General features: G+C 64.0%; 26 protein-coding genes and 1 pseudogene. 2 read left to right on the forward strand and 25 right to left on the reverse strand.

The window, feature by feature from the left end; genetic code table 11:
- The first annotated feature begins 36 nt into the window (after positions 1-36).
- Complete coding sequence (locus tag X268_RS18845; RefSeq protein ID WP_128926329.1) at positions 37-1,650, forward strand: OprO/OprP family phosphate-selective porin; 1,614 nt, start codon at positions 37-39, stop codon at positions 1,648-1,650.
- A gap of 57 nt (positions 1,651-1,707) precedes the next feature.
- Here the strand turns inward: X268_RS18845 and X268_RS18850 are convergent, their stop codons facing one another.
- Positions 1,708-2,082, reverse strand: a complete 375-nt coding sequence (locus tag X268_RS18850; protein ID WP_128926330.1) for a winged helix-turn-helix transcriptional regulator — start codon at positions 2,080-2,082, stop codon at positions 1,708-1,710.
- A gap of 134 nt (positions 2,083-2,216) precedes the next feature.
- Between X268_RS18850 and X268_RS18855 the strand changes: the two genes are divergently transcribed.
- Positions 2,217-3,230, forward strand: a complete 1,014-nt coding sequence (locus X268_RS18855; protein WP_128926331.1) for a zinc-binding alcohol dehydrogenase family protein — start codon at positions 2,217-2,219, stop codon at positions 3,228-3,230.
- Between the two features lie 184 nt (positions 3,231-3,414).
- Here X268_RS18855 and X268_RS18860 read toward each other — a convergent pair whose 3' ends face one another.
- The 24 genes and pseudogenes from X268_RS18860 to rplV all read right to left on the reverse strand — a co-directional run bounded on the left by X268_RS18860 (position 3,415) and on the right by rplV (position 18,239).
- On the reverse strand, positions 3,415-4,731 hold the full coding sequence (locus tag X268_RS18860; RefSeq protein WP_128926332.1) for a chloride channel protein: 1,317 nt from the start codon (positions 4,729-4,731) through the stop codon (positions 3,415-3,417).
- Between the two features lie 59 nt (positions 4,732-4,790).
- Positions 4,791-5,084 (reverse strand): annotated as a pseudogene (locus X268_RS18865) (DUF1330 domain-containing protein); the annotation flags it as partial.
- A gap of 11 nt (positions 5,085-5,095) precedes the next feature.
- Positions 5,096-5,884 carry an SDR family NAD(P)-dependent oxidoreductase gene (locus X268_RS18870; protein ID WP_128926334.1) on the reverse strand — a complete coding sequence of 263 codons (789 nt, stop codon included), beginning with the start codon at positions 5,882-5,884 and terminating at the stop codon, positions 5,096-5,098.
- Between the two features lie 357 nt (positions 5,885-6,241).
- Positions 6,242-6,658: a 50S ribosomal protein L17 gene (gene rplQ, locus X268_RS18875; RefSeq protein ID WP_126258111.1), complete on the reverse strand. Its 417-nt coding sequence runs from the start codon at positions 6,656-6,658 to the stop codon at positions 6,242-6,244.
- Positions 6,659-6,818: 160 nt separating this feature from the next.
- Positions 6,819-7,850, reverse strand: a complete 1,032-nt coding sequence (locus X268_RS18880) for a DNA-directed RNA polymerase subunit alpha (protein WP_100176993.1) — start codon at positions 7,848-7,850, stop codon at positions 6,819-6,821.
- A 114-nt stretch (positions 7,851-7,964) separates the two neighbouring features.
- Positions 7,965-8,354: a 30S ribosomal protein S11 gene (gene rpsK / locus X268_RS18885; protein ID WP_007603045.1), complete on the reverse strand. Its 390-nt coding sequence runs from the start codon at positions 8,352-8,354 to the stop codon at positions 7,965-7,967.
- Positions 8,355-8,476: 122 nt separating this feature from the next.
- The gene (gene rpsM, locus X268_RS18890) at positions 8,477-8,845 is read right to left on the reverse strand and encodes a 30S ribosomal protein S13 (RefSeq protein ID WP_027574068.1); all 369 of its coding nucleotides are present in this window, start codon (positions 8,843-8,845) and stop codon (positions 8,477-8,479) included.
- Positions 8,846-9,032: 187 nt separating this feature from the next.
- Positions 9,033-9,926 (reverse strand): adenylate kinase, encoded by an 894-nt coding sequence (locus X268_RS18895; RefSeq protein WP_128926335.1) that lies wholly within the window; start codon positions 9,924-9,926, stop codon positions 9,033-9,035.
- Between the two features lie 270 nt (positions 9,927-10,196).
- Positions 10,197-11,528 carry a preprotein translocase subunit SecY gene (gene secY, locus X268_RS18905; RefSeq protein ID WP_128926337.1) on the reverse strand — a complete coding sequence of 444 codons (1,332 nt, stop codon included), beginning with the start codon at positions 11,526-11,528 and terminating at the stop codon, positions 10,197-10,199.
- 231 nt (positions 11,529-11,759) lie between these two features.
- Positions 11,760-12,245, reverse strand: coding sequence for a 50S ribosomal protein L15 (gene rplO / locus X268_RS18910; RefSeq protein WP_128926338.1), 486 nt, complete (start codon positions 12,243-12,245; stop codon positions 11,760-11,762).
- A 76-nt stretch (positions 12,246-12,321) separates the two neighbouring features.
- Positions 12,322-12,516, reverse strand: a complete 195-nt coding sequence (gene rpmD / locus X268_RS18915; protein ID WP_011088137.1) for a 50S ribosomal protein L30 — start codon at positions 12,514-12,516, stop codon at positions 12,322-12,324.
- 25 nt (positions 12,517-12,541) lie between these two features.
- Positions 12,542-13,138: a 30S ribosomal protein S5 gene (gene rpsE, locus X268_RS18920; protein ID WP_014494507.1), complete on the reverse strand. Its 597-nt coding sequence runs from the start codon at positions 13,136-13,138 to the stop codon at positions 12,542-12,544.
- Positions 13,139-13,185: 47 nt separating this feature from the next.
- A complete protein-coding gene (gene rplR, locus X268_RS18925) occupies positions 13,186-13,548 on the reverse strand; it encodes a 50S ribosomal protein L18 (RefSeq protein ID WP_027554160.1) in 363 nt (120 codons plus the stop codon).
- 11 nt (positions 13,549-13,559) lie between these two features.
- Positions 13,560-14,093: a 50S ribosomal protein L6 gene (gene rplF, locus X268_RS18930; protein ID WP_128926339.1), complete on the reverse strand. Its 534-nt coding sequence runs from the start codon at positions 14,091-14,093 to the stop codon at positions 13,560-13,562.
- Between the two features lie 16 nt (positions 14,094-14,109).
- Entirely contained in the window at positions 14,110-14,508 is a 399-nt protein-coding gene (gene rpsH / locus X268_RS18935; RefSeq protein ID WP_027554158.1) for a 30S ribosomal protein S8, read from the reverse strand.
- A gap of 14 nt (positions 14,509-14,522) precedes the next feature.
- A complete protein-coding gene (rpsN, locus tag X268_RS18940) occupies positions 14,523-14,828 on the reverse strand; it encodes a 30S ribosomal protein S14 (RefSeq protein WP_024342455.1) in 306 nt (101 codons plus the stop codon).
- Between the two features lie 46 nt (positions 14,829-14,874).
- Positions 14,875-15,432 (reverse strand): 50S ribosomal protein L5, encoded by a 558-nt coding sequence (gene rplE / locus X268_RS18945; protein WP_018647250.1) that lies wholly within the window; start codon positions 15,430-15,432, stop codon positions 14,875-14,877.
- Positions 15,425-15,739 carry a 50S ribosomal protein L24 gene (rplX, locus tag X268_RS18950; protein ID WP_128926340.1) on the reverse strand — a complete coding sequence of 105 codons (315 nt, stop codon included), beginning with the start codon at positions 15,737-15,739 and terminating at the stop codon, positions 15,425-15,427. The genes rplE and rplX overlap by 8 nt, the downstream gene beginning before the upstream one ends.
- Positions 15,739-16,107, reverse strand: coding sequence for a 50S ribosomal protein L14 (gene rplN / locus X268_RS18955; protein ID WP_007603030.1), 369 nt, complete (start codon positions 16,105-16,107; stop codon positions 15,739-15,741). The genes rplX and rplN overlap by 1 nt, the downstream gene beginning before the upstream one ends.
- Positions 16,108-16,191: 84 nt before the next feature.
- Positions 16,192-16,440: a 30S ribosomal protein S17 gene (gene rpsQ, locus X268_RS18960; protein ID WP_128926341.1), complete on the reverse strand. Its 249-nt coding sequence runs from the start codon at positions 16,438-16,440 to the stop codon at positions 16,192-16,194.
- A gap of 13 nt (positions 16,441-16,453) precedes the next feature.
- Positions 16,454-16,660, reverse strand: a complete 207-nt coding sequence (gene rpmC / locus X268_RS18965) for a 50S ribosomal protein L29 (RefSeq protein ID WP_011088144.1) — start codon at positions 16,658-16,660, stop codon at positions 16,454-16,456.
- Between the two features lie 5 nt (positions 16,661-16,665).
- Complete coding sequence (gene rplP / locus X268_RS18970; RefSeq protein ID WP_008136349.1) at positions 16,666-17,079, reverse strand: 50S ribosomal protein L16; 414 nt, start codon at positions 17,077-17,079, stop codon at positions 16,666-16,668.
- Positions 17,080-17,109: 30 nt separating this feature from the next.
- Entirely contained in the window at positions 17,110-17,835 is a 726-nt protein-coding gene (gene rpsC / locus X268_RS18975) for a 30S ribosomal protein S3 (RefSeq protein WP_014494500.1), read from the reverse strand.
- 17 nt (positions 17,836-17,852) lie between these two features.
- On the reverse strand, positions 17,853-18,239 hold the full coding sequence (gene rplV / locus X268_RS18980; protein WP_028137020.1) for a 50S ribosomal protein L22: 387 nt from the start codon (positions 18,237-18,239) through the stop codon (positions 17,853-17,855).
- Positions 18,240-18,249 lie beyond the last annotated feature (10 nt).

Here is an 18,249-nt window from a genome sequence, read left to right on the forward strand (position 1 = left end):
GACTTGGGGAAGTTCGTCCAACGAGGGAGTGATGACGTGAGCAAGACAAGGATTGCAGCCGCGGCGATTGGTCTCGCCGGCGCGCTGGCGGCCTCGCAAGCCCGGGCCCAATCAGCCAACAGCAGCGAGCAGGAGATCGCGCTTCTCAAGCAGCAGCTGAAGATGCTGGAGCAGAAGCTCGACAGGCTGCAGAGCCAGACCGCCGCGAACACGGCGGCCGCGGCGAAAGCCAAGGCCGAGGTAAAGGCCGAAGCCAAAGCCGAAGCGCGCTCTGAGGCGAAAGCGGTCGTGGCCAATGCGACTGCGGCGATCCCCGTCAAGGGACCGGCGCCTGCGTCCGGCGTCGTCGTGACCATGCCGAACAACCGGCCGACCATCTGCACTACGGACCAGGCCAACTGCGTCGCCATCACCAGCCGCTTGCATTGGGATGTCGGCGGCTACGACTATCGCCCCAACACGGCGGCGACCGTGCCGCAGAAGCTCGACAGCGGCCAGAACGTCCGCCGCGCGCGCATCGGCGTCGCCGGCAAGTTCTTCAACGATTGGAATTTCGCGCTGATCTACGATTTCGGCGGCTCCTCCGACGGTTTCGGCGGCGCGGCGCCAGGCTCCCTGCCTGGCGGGGCCGTGTCCGGCGTCGAGAACGCCTATCTCAGCTATACCGGCCTGAAGCCGTTCGGCGGAAAGATGGCGATCGAGGGCGGCATCATGGACCTGCCCTACACCATGGACGAAGCCACCAGCTCCAACGACACGCTGTTCATGGAGCGCGCCTCGGCCGGCATCGTCGCCACCAACATCGCCGCGGGCGACTTCCGCTCCGCGATCGGCACGCGCTGGTATAGCGACCAGCTCTGGATCGGCGGCTACGTCACGGGACCGTCGACCGGCGCGATCCACTCGGCATCGAGCGCTGCGCCTGTGGGCACCAGCGAGCAATACGGCGCGGTGGCGCGTATCGCCGGCAACCCGATCAGCGGCAAGGACTACTCCGTCCATATCGGCGCTGACGCAGAGTGGCTGATCCAGCCGCCGCGCAATCTCGTCGCCAACACGCAAACGCTCGCGCTCAGCGACCGTCCGGAATTGCGCATCGATCCGACCGCCTTGATCTCCACCGGCGCGATCCCCAACGTCTCGGGCGCGCAGGTCTACAGCGTCGAGGCGGCCGCGACCTATGGCCCGTTCATCGTCCAGGGCGAATACTTCTGGTACAACATCGACCGCAACGCCAACACCAGCGTGCCGCTGGTCGGTGCACCGAGCCTGAAATTCCAGGGCGGCTATGCCCAGGCCGGCTACGTGCTGACCGGCGAGAGCCGGTCCTACAACGCGGCGAGCGCGGCCTATGGCGGCGTCAAGCCGGCGCATCCATTCTCCCTCGACGGCGGCGGCTGGGGCGCGTGGGAAATCGCGGGACGCTTCTCGACGATCGACCTCAACAACCAGCTCGCGACCGCCAACGGCGTCGCCGGTGGACGGCAGACCGTCTACACGCTGGCGCTCAACTGGTACGTCAACGGCAACGTCCGCTTTATGCTCGACTATCTGCATGGCACCGTGTCGCGACAGGCCTCGCCGGTCTCGACCGCCGATGTCGGCTCGAAATACGACGCCATCGCGATGCGCACGCAGTTCGCGTTCTGATCTTTCACCTCTCCCCGTCGGGGAGAGGTCAGGGTCTGCACCGCGTACCTCGCCTCTTCACGCCGCGCGCTTCTTCTTGACGACCACCGGCGGCGGCGCGCAGGAGAGCCGCTGCTGGTGGCTTTCGCCCCAGGCTTTCAAAATGTCGATCACCGGCTTGAGGCTCTCACCGAGTTCGGAGAGGCAGTATTCCACTCGCGGCGGTACTTCGGCGTAGACCTTGCGGATGACGAGATTGTCCTCCTCCAGCGCGCGAAGCTGTTTTGTCAGCATGCGCTGGGTGATCCCCGGCATCCGGCGGCGCAACTCGCCGAAACGCTGGGTGCCGCTCTGCAGGTGATAGAGGATCACCCCCTTCCACTTGCCGTCGATCAGATCCAGCGTCGCCTCGACCGAGCAGCCGGGACGACGGGCAAAATTGCGCCGTTTCATGCGGAGTTTTCCCAATAGTATCCAAACAGGGACTATATCCCCGAATTTACAGTACTTGCCAAATCGAAGCCAGGGAGACAGTTAGCAGGTCAGGCGCCCATGCCAAGCTGCGCGCCATCTGATGGAGACATGCCATGAAAGCCGTCGGCTACAAGAAATCGCTTCCGATCGAGGAGGCGGAATCGCTGATCGATTTCGAGACCGCAAAATCCGAGCCCAAAGGGCGCGACATCCGCGTCGCCGTGAAGGCGATCTCGGCCAATCCGGTCGATTACAAGGTGCGCAAGCGCGCCGCCCCGCCCGAGGGCGAGATCAAGATCCTTGGCTATGACGCGGCTGGCGTGGTCGATGCCGTCGGGCCCGAGGTCTCGCTGTTCAAGCCAGGCGACGAGGTGTTTTACGCGGGCTCGATCCTGCGCCAGGGCACCAATTCCGAATTCCATCTGGTCGACGAGCGCATCGTCGGCAGCAAGCCGAAGAGCCTGTCATTCGCCCAGGCCGCCGCCCTTCCGCTCACCTCCATCACCGCCTGGGAGCTGCTGTTCGACCGGCTCGGCGCGGTGCCGGGCAAAAGCGTCGATCCGCGCACGCTGTTGATCACGGGCGGCGCCGGCGGCGTCGGCTCGATCCTGATCCAGCTCGCCCGCCGCCTCACCGGCCTCACGGTGCTCGCCACCGCGACGCGGCCGGAATCGCAGAAATGGTGCCTCGATCTCGGCGCACATGCCGTCGTCGACCATGGCAAACCGATGAAGGAGCAGATCGAGAAATTGAAGCTGCCGCCGGTCGCGCTGGTCGCCAGCCTCACCTTCACCGACCAGCACTACAAGGCGATCGCGGAATTCATGGCACCGCAGGGCAAGTTCGGCCTGATCGACGATCCCCCGGAATTTGCCATGAGCACATTCAAGGGCAAGGCGATCTCGGTGCACTGGGAATCGATGTTCACGCGCTCCTCGTTCCAGACGCCGGACATGATCGCGCAGCATCATCTGCTCAACGACGTCGCCGACCTCATCGACAAGGGCGTGTTGCGCACCACGCTGGACCAGACCTTCGGCACAATCAACGCCGCCAACCTCAAGCGCGCCCATGCGCTGCTCGAGAGCGGCAAGTCGCGCGGCAAGATCGTGCTCGAGGGGTGGTAATGGCGTCCCAAAGCGCGATGAGATTTAAATCATCATCGCGCTTGAGGGCTGTTCATGATCATTCCGGAAAACCGCTTCGCACTTTTCCGGATCATGCTTTGGGGGCAAAGGGCGCAGTTGCGCCGTGCCCACCATCTTCCCGACACGCTACCAAGGTGGTGGGCACGCTTTCGCTTTGCCCATCCTACGGCGCCCTATCCTGCGCAGGAGGCGTTGCCCGTTCGACAAAGCCTTTTGCCAGTGCGTGATAGATGCCCTCCTCGCAGATCATTCGCGAGGTCACATGCGCGATCAGCGCGGCCGCCATCAGCGGCACGACCATGCCATGGTTGTCCGTCATCTCGGTCACGATTACGAACGCCGTGATCGGCGCCTGCACCACGCCAGCGAAGTACGAGACCATTCCGAGCAGCATGATCGCGCCGAGCGGCGCGTCGTGGAAGAACGAGGCGATGTTGCTGCCGATGCCGGCGCCGACGGCCAGCGACGGCGAGAAAATGCCGCCCGGTATGCCGCTGATCGCAGCAAAGGTCGTCGCGACGAGCTTGAGCACGCCGAAATCCTGCGGCAAGGCCGAACCATGCTCCAATGCCGTCTTCACCTGCTCATAGCCGGTACCGTAGATCGTATCGCCAGAGACCAGGCCGCAGATCGCGACGGCGATGCCGCACGCGAATGCAAACCAGAGGGGATGGCCTTTGATCGCGCGTCCAAGCGGAGTCTTAAACCCGCGCGCCATCGCGATAACGATGCGGCTGAACAGGCCTCCGGCGAGGCCGCCTGCCACGCCACAGAGCGGAACCGCCAGCCAATCCGTGCCACGCGCCAAAGACGTCGCGCTGCTGCCGAAATAGGCGTAATTGCCCGCCAGCGCCAGCGAGGTCAGGCCGGCCGCGATCACCGCCGCAATGATGAGGCTGGAGGTGCGGGTCTCAAAAGCGCGGCTCATCTCCTCGATGCCGAATACGATGCCGGCCAGCGGCGTGTTGAACGCCGCGGCAACGCCTGCGGCGGCGCCGGCCAGGATCAGCCCCGGCTGGCGGCGCGGCGAGACGCGGCCGAGCGCGAACATGATGGAGGCACCGACCTGCACCGTGGGTCCTTCCCGGCCGACGGAGCCGCCGCACAACAGACCGAACAGAGTGAGGATCACTTTTCCGACCGCGATCCGGATCGACACCAGACCCTCGCGCGCCCTCTGATCGGTCAGATGGCGTGCGGCGATCGCCTGCGGGATGCCGCTGCCCTGCGCGTTGGGAAACAGGCGGATGGTCAGGTAAGCGGACAGCATGAAGCCGAGCGGGGTCACCACCAGCACGGCGTAGCGCGACTTCGCCAGCAGCAGCGCGAAAGCATGCTGCGCCAGATCGGCGAGTTGCGCCAGAGCCACAGCCGCCGCGCCAACGCCGATACCGCCGAGCAGGAAGATGGCCTGCCGCTGCCATCGCGCGGACGTCAGCCTGAACAGGCGTTTATGGCGGGGCGACAGGGACCGGAGCATGCAGGCCCGTTTAAGCGCGTTGGGGTCCGAATTGAAGCCGCAAGTGAGCAGATCAGGTAGGCCGGGACAACGCCCTCGACGAACATGAGCCGCCGCTCCAATGCGGTCTCTCGCAGCTTGAGCGCTTCGGCATATTCGCGCGATTTGAACCATTCGCGCGCGCGGGCCATGGAGGGAAACTCCACGATGATGATGGTCTTGGGCGGCGGGCCGCCCTCCACCACCTCAGCGGCACCGCCGCGCGCAAGATAGCGGCCGCCATATCGCGCTATGCTCTGCGCGGCCAGCGTACGATAGGGCTCCATCGCGGCCCTGTCGCGGGTCTCGACCTCGGAGATCACATAGGCTGACACGCGACGGGGCCTTACGCGATCGTATTGACGATGCCGCCTTCCGCGCGCAGCGCGGCGCCATTGGTGGCAGACGCCTCCTTCGAGGCAACGTAGACCACCATGTTGGCGATCTCTTCGACGCTGGCGAAGCGTTGCAGCAGCGAGCTCGGCCGATGCTGCTTGACGAAATTGGCGGCGGCCTCGTCCACGGACTGACCGTTCTGCTTGGCAAGATCCTTCACGAACGTCTCGACACCCTCCGACATGGTCGGGCCCGGCAGCACGGAATTGACGGTGACACCGGTGCCGCGGGTGAGCTGCGCGAGGCCGCGCGCGACCGAGAGCTGGGCCGTCTTGGTCATGCCGTAGTGGACCATCTCGACGGGAATGTTGAGCCCGGATTCCGAGGAGATGAAGACGATGCGGCCCCAATTGCGCTCGAGCATGCCTTTCATGTACGCGCGCGACAGCCGCACGCCGCTCATCACGTTGACTTCGAAAAAGCGGCTCCAGTCCTCGTCGGGAATGTCGAAGAAGTCCTTGGGCTCGAAGATGCCGGCATTGTTGATGAGGATGTCGACCTTGGGCAGAGCAGCCACCAGCGCCTTGCAGCCCACAGCGGTCGAGACGTCGGCAGCGATGCCGCGCACCTTGGCGCCCGCCCCTTCCAGCTTGCGCACGGCCGCATCGACCTTGTCCTGGCCGCGACCGTTGATCACGACGCTGGCGCCGGAGGCCGCCAAGCCCTTGGCGATGGCATGGCCGATGCCCGCAGTCGAGCCGGTCACCAGCGCAGTTTTTCCGGAAAGGTCGATGTTCATGCGTCGTCTCCATAGGGGTTGACCGAGATATCGTGCGCGGCGCAGGCAGCTTCAATCGTCCCTCACCGACGCGTGAGGATCGGCGTCATGACAGCAGTGCGGCAAAGGTGGGCAAAGCGTAGCGCGTCGACCTGTCAATGAGGGATGCGATCCAACGGCAGCATACACCAGCGGCGAGTCCAGCTTGTGCCCGCCTCACGCCACGTCTTGCGCAATCGCACGTTTGATTTGGTGATCGCTCCAGGCGCTCAGTCGACCGCTTTCCAGGGAAAGACGTTGCTCGGGAGACGATGGCCGCGCCATAAAAAAAGCGGCGCCCGGGGGCGCCGCTTTCCGAAAACTTGGCTGCCGGTCGGCTTACGCCGCCTCGGCTTCCTTTTCCTGCACCGGGCCGGAATCCTGCCCCTTGGCATCGACGTCGCGATCGACGAACTCGATCACGGCCATCGCGGCGTTGTCGCCGTAGCGGAAGCCGGCCTTGATGATGCGGGTGTAGCCGCCCTGGCGGTCCTTGTAGCGAGTCGCGAGCGTGTCGAAGAGCTTCCTGACCATATCGACGTCGCGCAGCTCCGAGATCGCCTGGCGGCGCAGCGACAGGCCGCCCTTCTTGCCGAGGGTGACGAGCTTCTCGACGATCGGGCGGAGCTCCTTGGCCTTCGGCAGCGTGGTGACGATCTGCTCGTGCTTGATCAGCGCGGCCGCCATGTTGGCGAACATCGCCTTGCGGTGCTCGGCTGTGCGGTTGAGCTTCCGATGAACCTTGCCGTGACGCATGTGTGTAGTCCTTCTTCGATTGTGTCGCGGTGGTTCAGCGACTGGTTTTCAGGTGGGCTTCCTGCGTTCGCCCGCGAAAGCGCGACGCGCTTTCGCTTTCTTGTTTGAGCATGATCCTTATCGGAAAACCGCTTTGCACTTTTCCGGGATCATGCTGCGCTCAGTAGTGATCCTCGAAGCGCTTGGCGAGCTCGTCGATGTTCTCCGGCGGCCAGCCCGGCACTTCCATGCCGAGGTGCAGACCCATCTGAGCCAGCACTTCCTTGATCTCGTTCAGCGACTTGCGGCCGAAATTCGGGGTGCGGAGCATTTCCGCTTCGCTCTTCTGCACGAGGTCGCCGATGTAGACGATGTTGTCGTTCTTCAAGCAGTTGGCCGAACGCACCGACAGCTCGAGCTCGTCCACCTTCTTGAGGAAGGCCGGGTTGAAGGCGAGGTCCGGGATGATCTCCTGGGCGACTTCCTTGCGCGGCTCTTCGAAGTTGACGAACACGTTGAGCTGGTCCTGCAGGATGCGGGCAGCGTAGGCCACCGAATCATCCGGCGAGATCGCGCCGTTGGTCTCGATCGTCATGGTCAGCTTGTCGTAGTCGAGGATCTGGCCCTCGCGGGTGTTCTCGACCTTGTAGGAGACCTTGCGGACCGGCGAGTACAGGCTGTCGACCGGGATCAGGCCGATCGGCGCGTCCTCGGGACGGTTGCGCTCGGCGGGCACGTAGCCCTTGCCGGTCGAGACCGTGAACTCCATGCGGATCTCGGCGCCCTCGTCGAGGGTGCAGATCTGCAGGTCCGGGTTGAGCACGACGACATCGCCAACCGTCTGGATGTCGCCGGCGGTGACGACGCCCGGGCCCTGCTTCTTCACGACCATGCGCTTGGGGCCTTCGCCCTGCATCTTGATCGAGATGTCCTTGATGTTGAGCACGATGTCGGTGACGTCCTCACGGACGCCCGCGATCGAGGAGAACTCGTGCAGCACGCCGTCGATGTGCACCGACTGCACCGCCGCGCCCTGGAGCGAGGAGAGCAGGATGCGGCGCAGCGCGTTGCCGAGGGTCTGGCCGAAGCCGCGCTCGAGCGGCTCGGCGACGATGGTCGCGAAACGCGAGGGGTCACTGCCGGGCGTGACCTGGAGCTTGTTCGGCCGAATCAGTTCTTGCCAATTTTTCTGGATCGTCACTGTTTCACCCATACAGGCCAGTCAATTTGAGGCATCAAACACTGGCGTTGGAGAAAGGCCGCAGAGCATTCCCGCGGCTTCTTGCAAAGTCATTGCGGGCGCCGATGCGCCCGCAACTTGTCAAAATCAAACGCGACGACGCTTGCGGGGACGGCAACCGTTGTGCGGGATCGTGGTGACGTCACGGATCGAGGTGACGGTGAAGCCGGCGGCCTGGAGCGCGCGGAGAGCCGACTCACGACCCGAACCGGGGCCGGCGACCTCGACTTCCAGCGTACGCATGCCGTGCTCCTGCGCCTTCTTGGACACGTCCTCGGCGGCAACCTGCGCGGCGTACGGGGTCGACTTGCGCGAGCCCTTGAAGCCCATCGTGCCGGCGGAGGACCAAGCGATCGTGTTGCCCTGCGCGTCGGTGATGGTAATGGTCGTGTTGTTGAACGACGAGTTCACATGCGCGACGCCGGAGGCGATGTTCTTGCGCTCACGACGACGAACGCGGGTGGCTTCCTTGCCCATTGAGTCCCTTTCCTGAAGATCTCAAACGCCGCCGTAATGCCAGCGGCTACACCTGTGGAACGAAAAGCGCGCGGCGAACGGGTCATCCCCTTTCGCCACACGCCGCGATTGGATGCGAAAACTTACTTCTTCTTGCCGGCGATGGCCTTGGCCGGACCCTTGCGCGTACGCGCATTGGTGTGGGTGCGCTGGCCGCGCACCGGCAGACCGCGACGATGACGCAGGCCGCGATAGCAGCCGAGGTCCATCAGACGCTTGATGTTGATGCCCACCTCGCGGCGCAGGTCGCCCTCGACGAGATAGTCGCGGTCGATCACTTCGCGGATCTGGAGCACTTCGGCGTCGCTGAGCTGATTGACGCGACGATCCTCGGGGATCTTCACCTTCTCCATGATGTCACCGGCGATCTTCGGGCCGATGCCATGGATGTACTGAAGCGCGATCAGCACGCGCTTGTTGGTGGGAATGTTCACGCCGGCAATACGGGCCACGGCCTTCTCTCCTGTTGCCGATCCCTCGTCAGGAATCGGGCTTTAAGTGCTTGCTTTCTCGGGCAGGTGTTCACAAACGCGAACACGACGCCCACCCCCGGTCTTCCTGGGGCCCGGCATCGTCTGAAACTATCCGACTTGGATGCGGGGCTTATTAGGGGATTCCGGGGGCTTTCGTCAACCGCTGCTAGCGCTTGGCTCGCTTTTTCGTGACCTTTTTTGCGGCCTTTTTGGCACCCTTTTTGACGGCCTTCTTGGTGGCTTTCTTGGCTGCCTTCTTGACGGCTTTCTTGGTGGCCTTCTTGGTCGGTTTCTTGGCCGCCTTCTTTGGGCCCTTCACCACTGACTTGGCGGCCTTTTTAGCCGATTTGGCACCCTTTTTGGCCGTTTTCGCCGGCTTGGCGGCCGCCTTCTTCCCTGCCTTGGTCCCCGCCTTGGCCTTCTTGGCCGGCGCCGCCTTCGCTGCGCTCCTGGCATGGGTCTTGGGCTCGACCGCCCCCAGCGCCAGCAGCTGGCGATGGATGGCGCGGGTGACCTCGTCGATCGCCATCATGCCGTCGATGGTGGAGAGCTTCCGCCGCTCGGAATAGTAGTGAATCAGCGGTTCCGTCTGGCTGCGGTAGCTGGCGAGTCGCTTGGTCAGGACCTCGGGGGTGTCATCGAGCCGGACCTCCTCCCCGCGCTCCCGCATCTGGGCGACGCGGGTCTCGACACGGCTCAGCAGCGCGCTCTCGTTGACACGGAGCTCGATCACGGCGTCGAGCTTGAGGTGCTTGGCCTTGAGCAGCTCGTCCAGCGCCTCGGCCTGCGGCACGGTGCGCGGGAAGCCGTCGAGGATGAAGCCGTTCTTGGCGTCCGGCTGGTCGATCCGGTCGGAGATGATCCCGACCACGACCTCGTCGGGCACGAGGGCGCCGCTGGCCATGATCTCCTTGGCCTTCAGCCCGACCGGCGTCCCCGCCGCAACCGCGGCGCGCAGCATCTCGCCGGTCGAGAGCTGGACGATGCCATAGCGCTGCACCAAGAGCTGCGCCTGGGTCCCCTTGCCCGACCCCGGCGGTCCCAGAAGTATAATTCTCATCGGCGTACGCCCCCAGGATTGGTGAGCGATACGTCGCGCACCTGTGTTTGAAGATCAAGAACGGTGCAAACCACAATCAGCGCTGCACCGCTACCCATATCATAAGGGAGCGAATGGGCGGACGCCAAGAAGGCTTTGAAATCAGGGATTGCGCACAGTGAGAGCCGCTCTGCGGATGCGGCCGAGCGGCCCGACAACGGCAGTCGCGGACGCACCACGTTGCTCGCACCGCGAATCGGCGGCGCAGTTGCGCCGCCCGAGAGGATGCGTTTAGCGGCGGCGGCCGCGCAGCTTCGACTTGCGGATCAGGCCTTCGTACTGATGGGCCAGCAGATAGCCCTGCACCTGCGCCACCGTGTCCATGGTCACGCTGACGACGATCAGCAGCGAGGTACCGCCGAAATAGAACGGCACCGAGGCGTAGGAGATCAGGATCTCCGGGATCAAGCAGACGATCGCCAGATAGATCGCGCCGAGCACGGTGATGCGCGAGAGCACATAGTCGATGTATTCCGCGGTGCGCTCGCCCGGGCGGATGCCCGGAATGAAGCCGCCGTGCTTCTTCAGATTGTCCGCGGTCTCGGTCGGGTTGAACACGATCGCGGTGTAGAAGAAGGCGAAGAAGACGATCAGCGCCAGATACATGATCAGGAACAGCGGACGGCCGTGGCCGAGCTGAGTGGTGATCCACTGGAACCACTCCGGTCCACTGCCCGCGTTAAAATTCGCGACCGTGGTCGGCAGCAGCAGCAGCGAGGACGCGAAGATCGGCGGGATCACGCCGGAGGGGTTGAGCTTGAGCGGCAGATGCGAGGACTGGCCCTCGAACATCTTGTTGCCGACCTGGCGCTTCGGATACTGAATCAGGAGACGGCGCTGCGCGCGCTCCACGAACACGATGAAGGCGATCACGGCGACGGCCATGACGATGACGACCAGGATCAGACCGGTCGACATCGCGCCCTGACGGCCGAGCTCGAGCATGTTGGCGAGCGCCGCGGGCAGCTCGGCGACGATGCCGGCGAGAATGATCAGCGAGATGCCGTTGCCGATGCCGCGCGAGGTGATCTGCTCGCCCAGCCACATCAGGAACATGGTGCCGCCGGTCAGCGTGATCGCGGTCGACAGGCGGAAGAACATGCCGGGATCGCTGACGACGTTGCCGGCGCCCTCGAGGCCCACCGCGATGCCGTAGGACTGGAACGCGGCCAGGATCACAGTCAGGTAGCGGGTGTACTGGTTCAGCGTCTTGCGGCCGGCCTCGCCTTCCTTCTTCAGCGCCTCGAGCTGCGGCGAGACGGTGGTGAGGAGCTGGATGATGATCGAGGCCGAGATGTACGGCATGATGTTCAGCGCGAAGATCGCCATGCGGTGAATGCCGCCGCCGGCGAACATGTTGAACATGCCGAGGATGCCGCCCGCCTGGGAGCGGAACACCTGCTCCCAGATGTTGGGATCGATGCCGGGCAGCGGGATATAGGTCCCGAGCCGATAAACGAGCAGCGCACCCAGGGTGAACCAGATGCGCTTCTTCAGTTCGTCAGCCTTGGCAAACGCACCGAAATTGAGATTGGCTGCCAGTTGTTCCGCTGCAGAGGCCATCTTGGACTTTCTCCCGCCGCCTATTGCGCCGTCATGCCCGCGGCCGGGCTACTAAAGCGCGATGATATCGCGCTTCAGGCTGTCGTTTGAGCATGATCTTTCCGGAAAACCGCGTCACACTTTTCCGGATCATGCTCTAGCGGACGCCGGACATTATCTGGGGCTCGGCTTCGATAAGTCCACGTCCCGCATGCGTAAAGGCCCGCGAGCCGCGGGCCAATGACGCAGTTGTTACGCCGCCTCGCCTTCTTCCTTGGCAGGGGCGAGGATCTTGACCGAACCGCCGGCCTTCTCGACCGCGGCGATCGCGGTCTTGGTGGCACCGTGCACTTCGATGTTGAGCTTGGACTTGAGCTCGCCGCGACCGAGCAGCCGCAGGCCGGCCTTGGCGCGGCGCAGCACGCCGCCCTTCACCAGGGCCTCCACGTTCACGACGCTGCCCGAGTCGATCTTCTTGGCATCGACCGCTTCCTGGAGCCGGTCGAGATTGATCTCGGCGAACTCGACGCGGAAGATGTTGTTGAAGCCGCGCTTGGGCAGACGGCGATGCATCGGCATCTGGCCGCCTTCGAAACCCTTGATGCGCACGCCCGAACGCGCGGTCTGGCCCTTGCCGCCGCGGCCGGACTGCTTGCCCTTGCCCGAACCGATGCCGCGGCCGACGCGCATACGCTTCTTGCGCGAGCCGGCGTTGTCGGCGATATCGCTGAGCTTCATCGCCCTTCTCCTTGTGTCTTGCGCCTGATCTTCGCCGAAAACGGGTAGCCCGCCCTTCGGGATCATGCGCCCTTGCTTACTTCTCGTCGACGATGCGGACGAGATGGTGAACCTTCTCGATCATGCCGCGAACCGCCGGGGTATCAGGCAGTTCGCTGGTGCGGCCGATCTTGTTGAGCTTGAGCCCGATCAGCGTCGAACGCTGCGAGTGATGGCGGCGGATCGCGCTGCCGGTCTGCTCGAGCTTGATCGTCTTTGCGGCCTTGGCCATGGGAGTCTACTCCGAAAAGCTTCCGTTAGTCGGCAGCCGCCTCGGCGTCGCCACCGATACGGCGGGACTGGAGGGTGGACACCTTGATGTTGCGGCGGGCTGCGACCGAACGCGGCGAATCCTGATGCTTCAGCGCGTCGAAGGTTGCGCGAACCATGTTGTAGGGGTTCGAGGAGCCGATCGACTTCGCAACCACGTCCTGGACGCCGAGCGTCTCGAACACGGCGCGCATCGGGCCGCCGGCGATGATGCCCGTACCGGCCGGAGCTGCACGCAGGTAGACACGGCCCGCGCCATGACGGCCGGCAATGTCGTGATGCAGCGTACGGCCCTCGCGCAGCGACACGCGAGTCAGGTTGCGCTTGGCGGATTCGGTGGCCTTGCGGATCGCCTCGGGCACCTCGCGCGCCTTGCCGTGACCGAAGCCGGCGCGGCCCTTCTGATCGCCGATCACGACCAGCGCTGCGAAACCGAAGCGCTTACCGCCCTTGACGACCTTGGCCACGCGGTTGATGTGGACGAGCTTGTCGACGAACTCGCTGTCGCGCTCCTCGCGCTCCCTGCGTTCACGTCCGCCGCCGCGTTGATCGCGTCCACCACGTTGTTCGCGTTCAGCTGCCATGGTTTTTCCAATCCTTCAGAGGCTTACGCCTCAATCCTCAAATTCTGTTAGAAGCTCAGCCCGCTCTCACGCGCCGCGTCGGCGAGAGCCTTGACGCGCCCGTGATAGAGATAGCTGCCGCGATCGAACACGACTTCCTTGACACCCTTCTCGGCGGCGCGCTGGGCCAGCAGCTTGCCGACCGCCTTCGCCGCATCGATGTCGGCGCCGGTCTTGCCGCCGTCGCGCATCGACTTCTCGAGCGACGAGGCAGAGGCCAGCGTCTCGCCCTTCAGGTCGTCGATGACCTGGGCGTAGATGTGCTTGGACGAACGGAACACCGACAGACGCGGACGGCCACCACCGGAGCGGCGCAGCTTCAGCCGCACACTCCGCTTGCGCCGGGCATTCGTAACCTTGGCTTTGGACATGACCGGCTCCGTTACTTCTTCTTGCCTTCCTTGCGGAAGATGAATTCGCCAACATACTTCACGCCCTTGCCCTTGTAGGGCTCCGGCGGGCGATAGCTGCGGATCTCGGCCGCGACCTGGCCGACGCGCTGGATGTCGCTGCCCGACACCGTGATCTCGGTCGGCTTCGGCACCGCGATCGTGATCCCTTCCGGGATCTGGTAGATCACGTCGTGGCTGTAGCCGAGCGCGAGCTGCAGGTTCTTGCCCTGCATCGCGGCGCGGTAACCGACGCCGGTGATCTCGAGCTTCTTCTCGAAGCCCTTGGTGACGCCCTCGACCAGATTCGCGACCTGGGCGCGAGCAGTACCATAGAGCGCGCGCGCGCGGTTGGTCTCGAGCCGCGGCTTGACCTTGATCTGGCCGCTCTCGAGCTTCACCTCGACGTCGTCATGAACGACGAACTGAAGCTGGCCCTTCGGCCCCTTCATCTTGACGGTCTGCCCATCGACGGTCGCGGTAACACCGGACGGCACCGCCACAGGCCTTTTGCCAACACGTGACATGGATCAAAAATCCTTCTCAGAACACCGTGAAGAGGACTTCACCGCCCACATTCGCGTCGCGCGCGCTGTGGTCGGCCATGATCCCCTTCGGCGTCGACAACACCGAAATGCCGAGCCCGTTGTTGACCCGCGGCAGGTTCTTCACCGAGGCGTAGACACGGCGCCCGGGCTTGGAGACACGTTCGATCTCGCGGATGACGGGCTCGCCGTCGAAATACTTCAGCTCGATCTCGATCTCGCTGCGGCCCGAGGAATGCTCGAGCGTGGCGTAGCCACGGATGTAGCCCTCGGTCTTGAGGACCTCGAGCACGTTCTCGCGCATCTTCGAGCCAGGCGTGGAGACCTTGGTCTTGGAGCGCATCTGCGCGTTGCGGATACGGGTGATCAGATCGCTGATTGGATCGTGCGTAGACATCTAAACGACCCTCCTTACCAGCTGGACTTCACGAGGCCCGGGACCATGCCCTTGGAGCCAAGGTCGCGCAGCGCGATACGGGACAGCTTGTTCTTGCGGTAGTTCGAGCGCGGACGGCCCGACAGCTCGCAACGCAGGCGGATGCGGGTCGCCGACGAGTTGCGCGGCATTTCCGCCAGCTTCAGGGTCGCGGCGAACCGCTCCTCCATCGGCAGCGTCTTGTCGGCGATGATCGCCTTCAACCGCTCGCGCTTGGCGGCGGCGTTCTTCACCATCCGCTTGCGCCGGTTGTTCTTCTCGACTGAACTCTTCTTTGCCATGCTTGGCTCCTGGGTATCCGCGTTTGAGAGGCTTTAGGTCAGCGTCTCACTGCCGGAACGGGAAATTGAAAGCGGTCAACAAGGCCCTCGCCTCTTCGTCGGTCTTGGCCGTGGTGCAGACGGTGATGTCCATACCGCGGGCTTCCGTGACCTTGTCGAAGTCGATCTCGGGGAAAATGATGTGCTCCTTGATGCCGAGCGAGTAGTTGCCGCGGCCGTCGAAGCTCTTCGGATTCAGGCCGCGGAAGTCGCGGACGCGCGGCAGCGCGACCGTCACCAGGCGATCGATGAACTCGTACATGCGGGCTTTGCGCAGCGTGACCTTGCAGCCGATCGGCTGGTTCTCACGCAGCTTGAAGGTCGCGATCGCGATCCGCGAATAGGTCACGATCGCCTTCTGGCCGGCGATCTGGGTCAGCTCAGCAGCGGCGGTCTCGGCCTTCTTGCGGTCGTTGACGGAATCGCCAACGCCCATATTCAGCACGACCTTGTCCAGGCGCGGAACCTGCATGACGTTCTCGTAACCGAACTTCTCAGTCAGAGCCGTGCGGATCTTCGCGTCGTATTCCGCGCGCAGGCGCGGGGTGTAAGCGGCCTCAGCCATCGATCTCAGCTCCCGAGCTCTTGGCGATGCGAACCTTCTTGCCGTCCGCCAGAATCTTGAATCCGATGCGGGTCGGCTTACCGTCCTTGCCGACATACGCAATGTTGGACAGTTGGATCGGCGACTCCTTGGAGATGATGCCGCCCTCCTGGGCCTGCGTCTGCTTCTGGTGACGCTTGACCATGTTGATGCCGCGCACCAGCGCCGTACCGGCGTCGGGACGCACCTCAAACACTTCGCCGGTCCGGCCCTTGTCGCGGCCGGTCAGCACGACGACCTTGTCGCCCTTGCGAATCTTCGCAGCCATCACAGCACCTCCGGCGCGAGCGAGATGATCTTCATGTGGTTCTTGGCGCGCAGCTCGCGCGGCACGGGCCCGAAGATACGGGTTCCGACCGGCTCGGACTGGTTGTTGATCAGAACGGCGGCGTTGCGGTCGAAGCGGATGACCGAGCCATCGGCGCGGCGGATGTCCTTGCGGACGCGCACCACGACGGCCTTCATCACGTCGCCCTTCTTCACCTTGCCACGCGGAATCGCTTCCTTGATCGAGACGACGATGATGTCGCCGATCGTGGCGTAGCGGCGCTTGGAGCCTCCGAGCACCTTAATACACATGACACGGCGTGCGCCAGAATTGTCGGCCACGTCGAGGTTGGTCTGCATCTGAATCATTGATGCACCTCGTCCTCTTTCTCTTTGCGCCAGCCCAGCCGGCGCTCAACATTTCCCTGAAGTCAGTCGGCTAAAGCCAACAGATCAGGCGCTTTTCTTGTGCTCGCCCCGGACCACGACCCAGCGCTTCAACTTCGAAATCGGCTTCGATTCCTCGATCCACACCATGTCGCCCGGCTTGAACTGGTTGCTCTCGTCGTGCGCGTGGTAGTTCTTCGAACGGCGGATCGTCTTCTTGTAGATCGGGTGCGTGAAACGGCGATCGACGCGCACCACGATGGTCTTGGCCTGCTTGTCGCTGACGACCACGCCCTGCAAAGTACGTTTCGGCATCTTCGTAAGCCTCTTACTTCTTCTTCGCGCGCGTCTGCGCGGCGACGGTCTTGATCCGGGCAATGTCACGGCGGGCTTCGCGCAGGCGCGAGGTGTTCTCGAGCTGCCCGGTGGCACGCTGGAAGCGCAAGTTGAAGCGCTCCTTCTTCAGGTTCAGGATGGCGTCATCCTGCTGGTCGGGGCTCATCGCGCGGATGTCTTCGATCTTCATCTGGGCCATGGCCATTACTCCGCAATGCGCTCGACGAAGCGCGTCTTGATCGGCAGCTTGGCGGCCGCCAGGGTCAGCGCCTCGCGCGCCGTCTGGGTGTTGACGCCGTCGATCTCGAACAGCACCCGGCCCGGCTTGACGCGCGCCACCCACAATTCCGGCGAACCCTTGCCGGAGCCCATGCGGACTTCGGCCGGCTTCTTCGACACCGGAACGTCGGGGAACACGCGGATCCAGACGCGGCCGGCGCGTTTCATGTGGCGGGTCAGCGCGCGGCGAGCGGCTTCGATCTGGCGCGCGGTGACGCGCTCAGGCTCGGTCGCCTTCAGGCCGAACTGGCCGAACGCCAACGTCGCGCCCGAAGACGCGACGCCGTGGATGCGGCCCTTGTGCGCCTTCCGGAACTTCGTTTTCTTAGGTTGCATCATGGCTTTAAGCCCTCAAATTCCTGTGCGGCTTTAGGCTGCAGCCGTATCGCGGCGCTGACGGCCACCACGATCACCACTGCCACCCGTCTCGCCTTCGGCCATTCTCTTGTCCTGGGCCATCGGATCGTGCTCGAGGATCTCGCCCTTGAAGATCCAGACCTTGACGCCGCAGGTGCCGAAGGTCGTGAACGCGGTCGCAACGCCGTAGTCGATGTCGGCGCGCAACGTGTGCAGCGGCACGCGACCTTCGCGGTACCACTCCATGCGCGCGATTTCCGCACCGCCCAGACGACCCGAGCAGTTGATGCGGATGCCTTCCGCGCCGAGACGCATCGCCGACTGCACGGCGCGCTTCATGGCACGGCGGAACGCCACGCGGCGCTCCAGCTGCTGCGCGATCGACTCAGCCACCAGCGTCGCATCGAGCTCCGGCTTGCGGATTTCGACGATGTTGATGACCACGTCGGACGAGGTGATGTCCGCGACCTTCTTGCGCAGCTTGTCGATGTCGGCGCCCTTCTTGCCGATCACCACGCCCGGACGGGCCGAGTGGATGGTGACGCGGCACTTCTTGTGCGGACGCTCGATCACGATGCGGGCGACGGCCGCCTGCTTGAGCTCCTTGTGCAGGATCTCGCGGATCTTGACGTCCTCGTGCAGCAGCTTGCCGTATTCCTGCTTGCCGGCGAACCAGCGGGAATCCCAGGTACGGTTGATGCCGAGGCGCAGACCGATCGGATTGATCTTTTGACCCATCGTGTTCTCCTGCGCCCTTAAGCGGCGGCTTCAGCTTCGACCTGACGAACGATGATCGTCAGCTGCGAAAATGGTTTGTAGACACGGCCCGAGCGGCCACGGCCGCGCGCGGCGAAGCGCTTCATCACGAGGCCGTTGCCGACGAAAGCCTGCGCCACGACGAGATCGTCGACGTCGAGGTCGTGGTTGTTCTCGGCGTTGGCGATAGCCGATTCCAGGCACTTCTTCACGTCGACCGCGATCCGCTTGCGCGAAAACTGCAGATCGGCGAGCGCAGCAGCAGCCTTCCGGCCGCGAATGAGCTGGGCGACCAGGTTGAGCTTCTGCGGGCTCACCCGCAGCATCCGGGCGACCGCCTTGGCCTCGTTGTCGGCGAGGCTCCGTTCGCGCTTAGGTTTGCTCATCGTTTAATCC

This window comes from Bradyrhizobium guangxiense (genome assembly GCF_004114915.1).
Classification (GTDB): Bacteria; Pseudomonadota; Alphaproteobacteria; order Rhizobiales; family Xanthobacteraceae; genus Bradyrhizobium; species Bradyrhizobium guangxiense.

Excerpts from the sequence above, each read along its gene's own strand:
- rpsN (WP_024342455.1), bottom strand. The coding sequence starts at position 14,828 with ATGGCAAAGAAGAGTTCAGTCGAGAAGAACAACCGGCGCAAGCGGATG.
- X268_RS18860 (WP_128926332.1), bottom strand. The coding sequence starts at position 4,731 with ATGCTCCGGTCCCTGTCGCCCCGCCATAAACGCCTGTTCAGGCTGACG.
- rplN (WP_007603030.1), bottom strand. The coding sequence starts at position 16,107 with ATGATTCAGATGCAGACCAACCTCGACGTGGCCGACAATTCTGGCGCA.
- rpsC (WP_014494500.1), bottom strand. The coding sequence starts at position 17,835 with ATGGGTCAAAAGATCAATCCGATCGGTCTGCGCCTCGGCATCAACCGT.
- rpmD (WP_011088137.1), bottom strand. The coding sequence starts at position 12,516 with ATGGCCAAGGCCGCAAAGACGATCAAGCTCGAGCAGACCGGCAGCGCG.
- X268_RS18895 (WP_128926335.1), bottom strand. The coding sequence starts at position 9,926 with ATGAGAATTATACTTCTGGGACCGCCGGGGTCGGGCAAGGGGACCCAG.
- rpsQ (WP_128926341.1), bottom strand. The coding sequence starts at position 16,440 with ATGCCGAAACGTACTTTGCAGGGCGTGGTCGTCAGCGACAAGCAGGCC.
- rplE (WP_018647250.1), bottom strand. The coding sequence starts at position 15,432 with ATGGCTGAGGCCGCTTACACCCCGCGCCTGCGCGCGGAATACGACGCG.
- rplR (WP_027554160.1), bottom strand. The coding sequence starts at position 13,548 with ATGTCCAAAGCCAAGGTTACGAATGCCCGGCGCAAGCGGAGTGTGCGG.
- rplQ (WP_126258111.1), bottom strand. The coding sequence starts at position 6,658 with ATGCGTCACGGCAAGGTTCATCGGAAGCTCAACCGCACAGCCGAGCAC.
- secY (WP_128926337.1), bottom strand. The coding sequence starts at position 11,528 with ATGGCCTCTGCAGCGGAACAACTGGCAGCCAATCTCAATTTCGGTGCG.
- X268_RS18850 (WP_128926330.1), bottom strand. The coding sequence starts at position 2,082 with ATGAAACGGCGCAATTTTGCCCGTCGTCCCGGCTGCTCGGTCGAGGCG.
- X268_RS18870 (WP_128926334.1), bottom strand. The coding sequence starts at position 5,884 with ATGAACATCGACCTTTCCGGAAAAACTGCGCTGGTGACCGGCTCGACT.
- rplX (WP_128926340.1), bottom strand. The coding sequence starts at position 15,739 with ATGGCTGCGAAGATTCGCAAGGGCGACAAGGTCGTCGTGCTGACCGGC.
- rplP (WP_008136349.1), bottom strand. The coding sequence starts at position 17,079 with ATGATGCAACCTAAGAAAACGAAGTTCCGGAAGGCGCACAAGGGCCGC.
- rplV (WP_028137020.1), bottom strand. The coding sequence starts at position 18,239 with ATGAGCAAACCTAAGCGCGAACGGAGCCTCGCCGACAACGAGGCCAAG.
- X268_RS18880 (WP_100176993.1), bottom strand. The coding sequence starts at position 7,850 with ATGGGTGAAACAGTGACGATCCAGAAAAATTGGCAAGAACTGATTCGG.
- rpsK (WP_007603045.1), bottom strand. The coding sequence starts at position 8,354 with ATGGGCAAGGAAGCCACCCGCGTTCGTCGTCGTGAGCGCAAGAACATC.
- rpsE (WP_014494507.1), bottom strand. The coding sequence starts at position 13,138 with ATGGCAGCTGAACGCGAACAACGTGGTGGACGCGATCAACGCGGCGGC.
- X268_RS18855 (WP_128926331.1), top strand. The coding sequence starts at position 2,217 with ATGAAAGCCGTCGGCTACAAGAAATCGCTTCCGATCGAGGAGGCGGAA.
- rpmC (WP_011088144.1), bottom strand. The coding sequence starts at position 16,660 with ATGGCCCAGATGAAGATCGAAGACATCCGCGCGATGAGCCCCGACCAG.
- rplF (WP_128926339.1), bottom strand. The coding sequence starts at position 14,093 with ATGTCACGTGTTGGCAAAAGGCCTGTGGCGGTGCCGTCCGGTGTTACC.
- rpsH (WP_027554158.1), bottom strand. The coding sequence starts at position 14,508 with ATGTCTACGCACGATCCAATCAGCGATCTGATCACCCGTATCCGCAAC.
- rplO (WP_128926338.1), bottom strand. The coding sequence starts at position 12,245 with ATGAAGCTCAGCGATATCGCCGACAACGCCGGCTCGCGCAAGAAGCGT.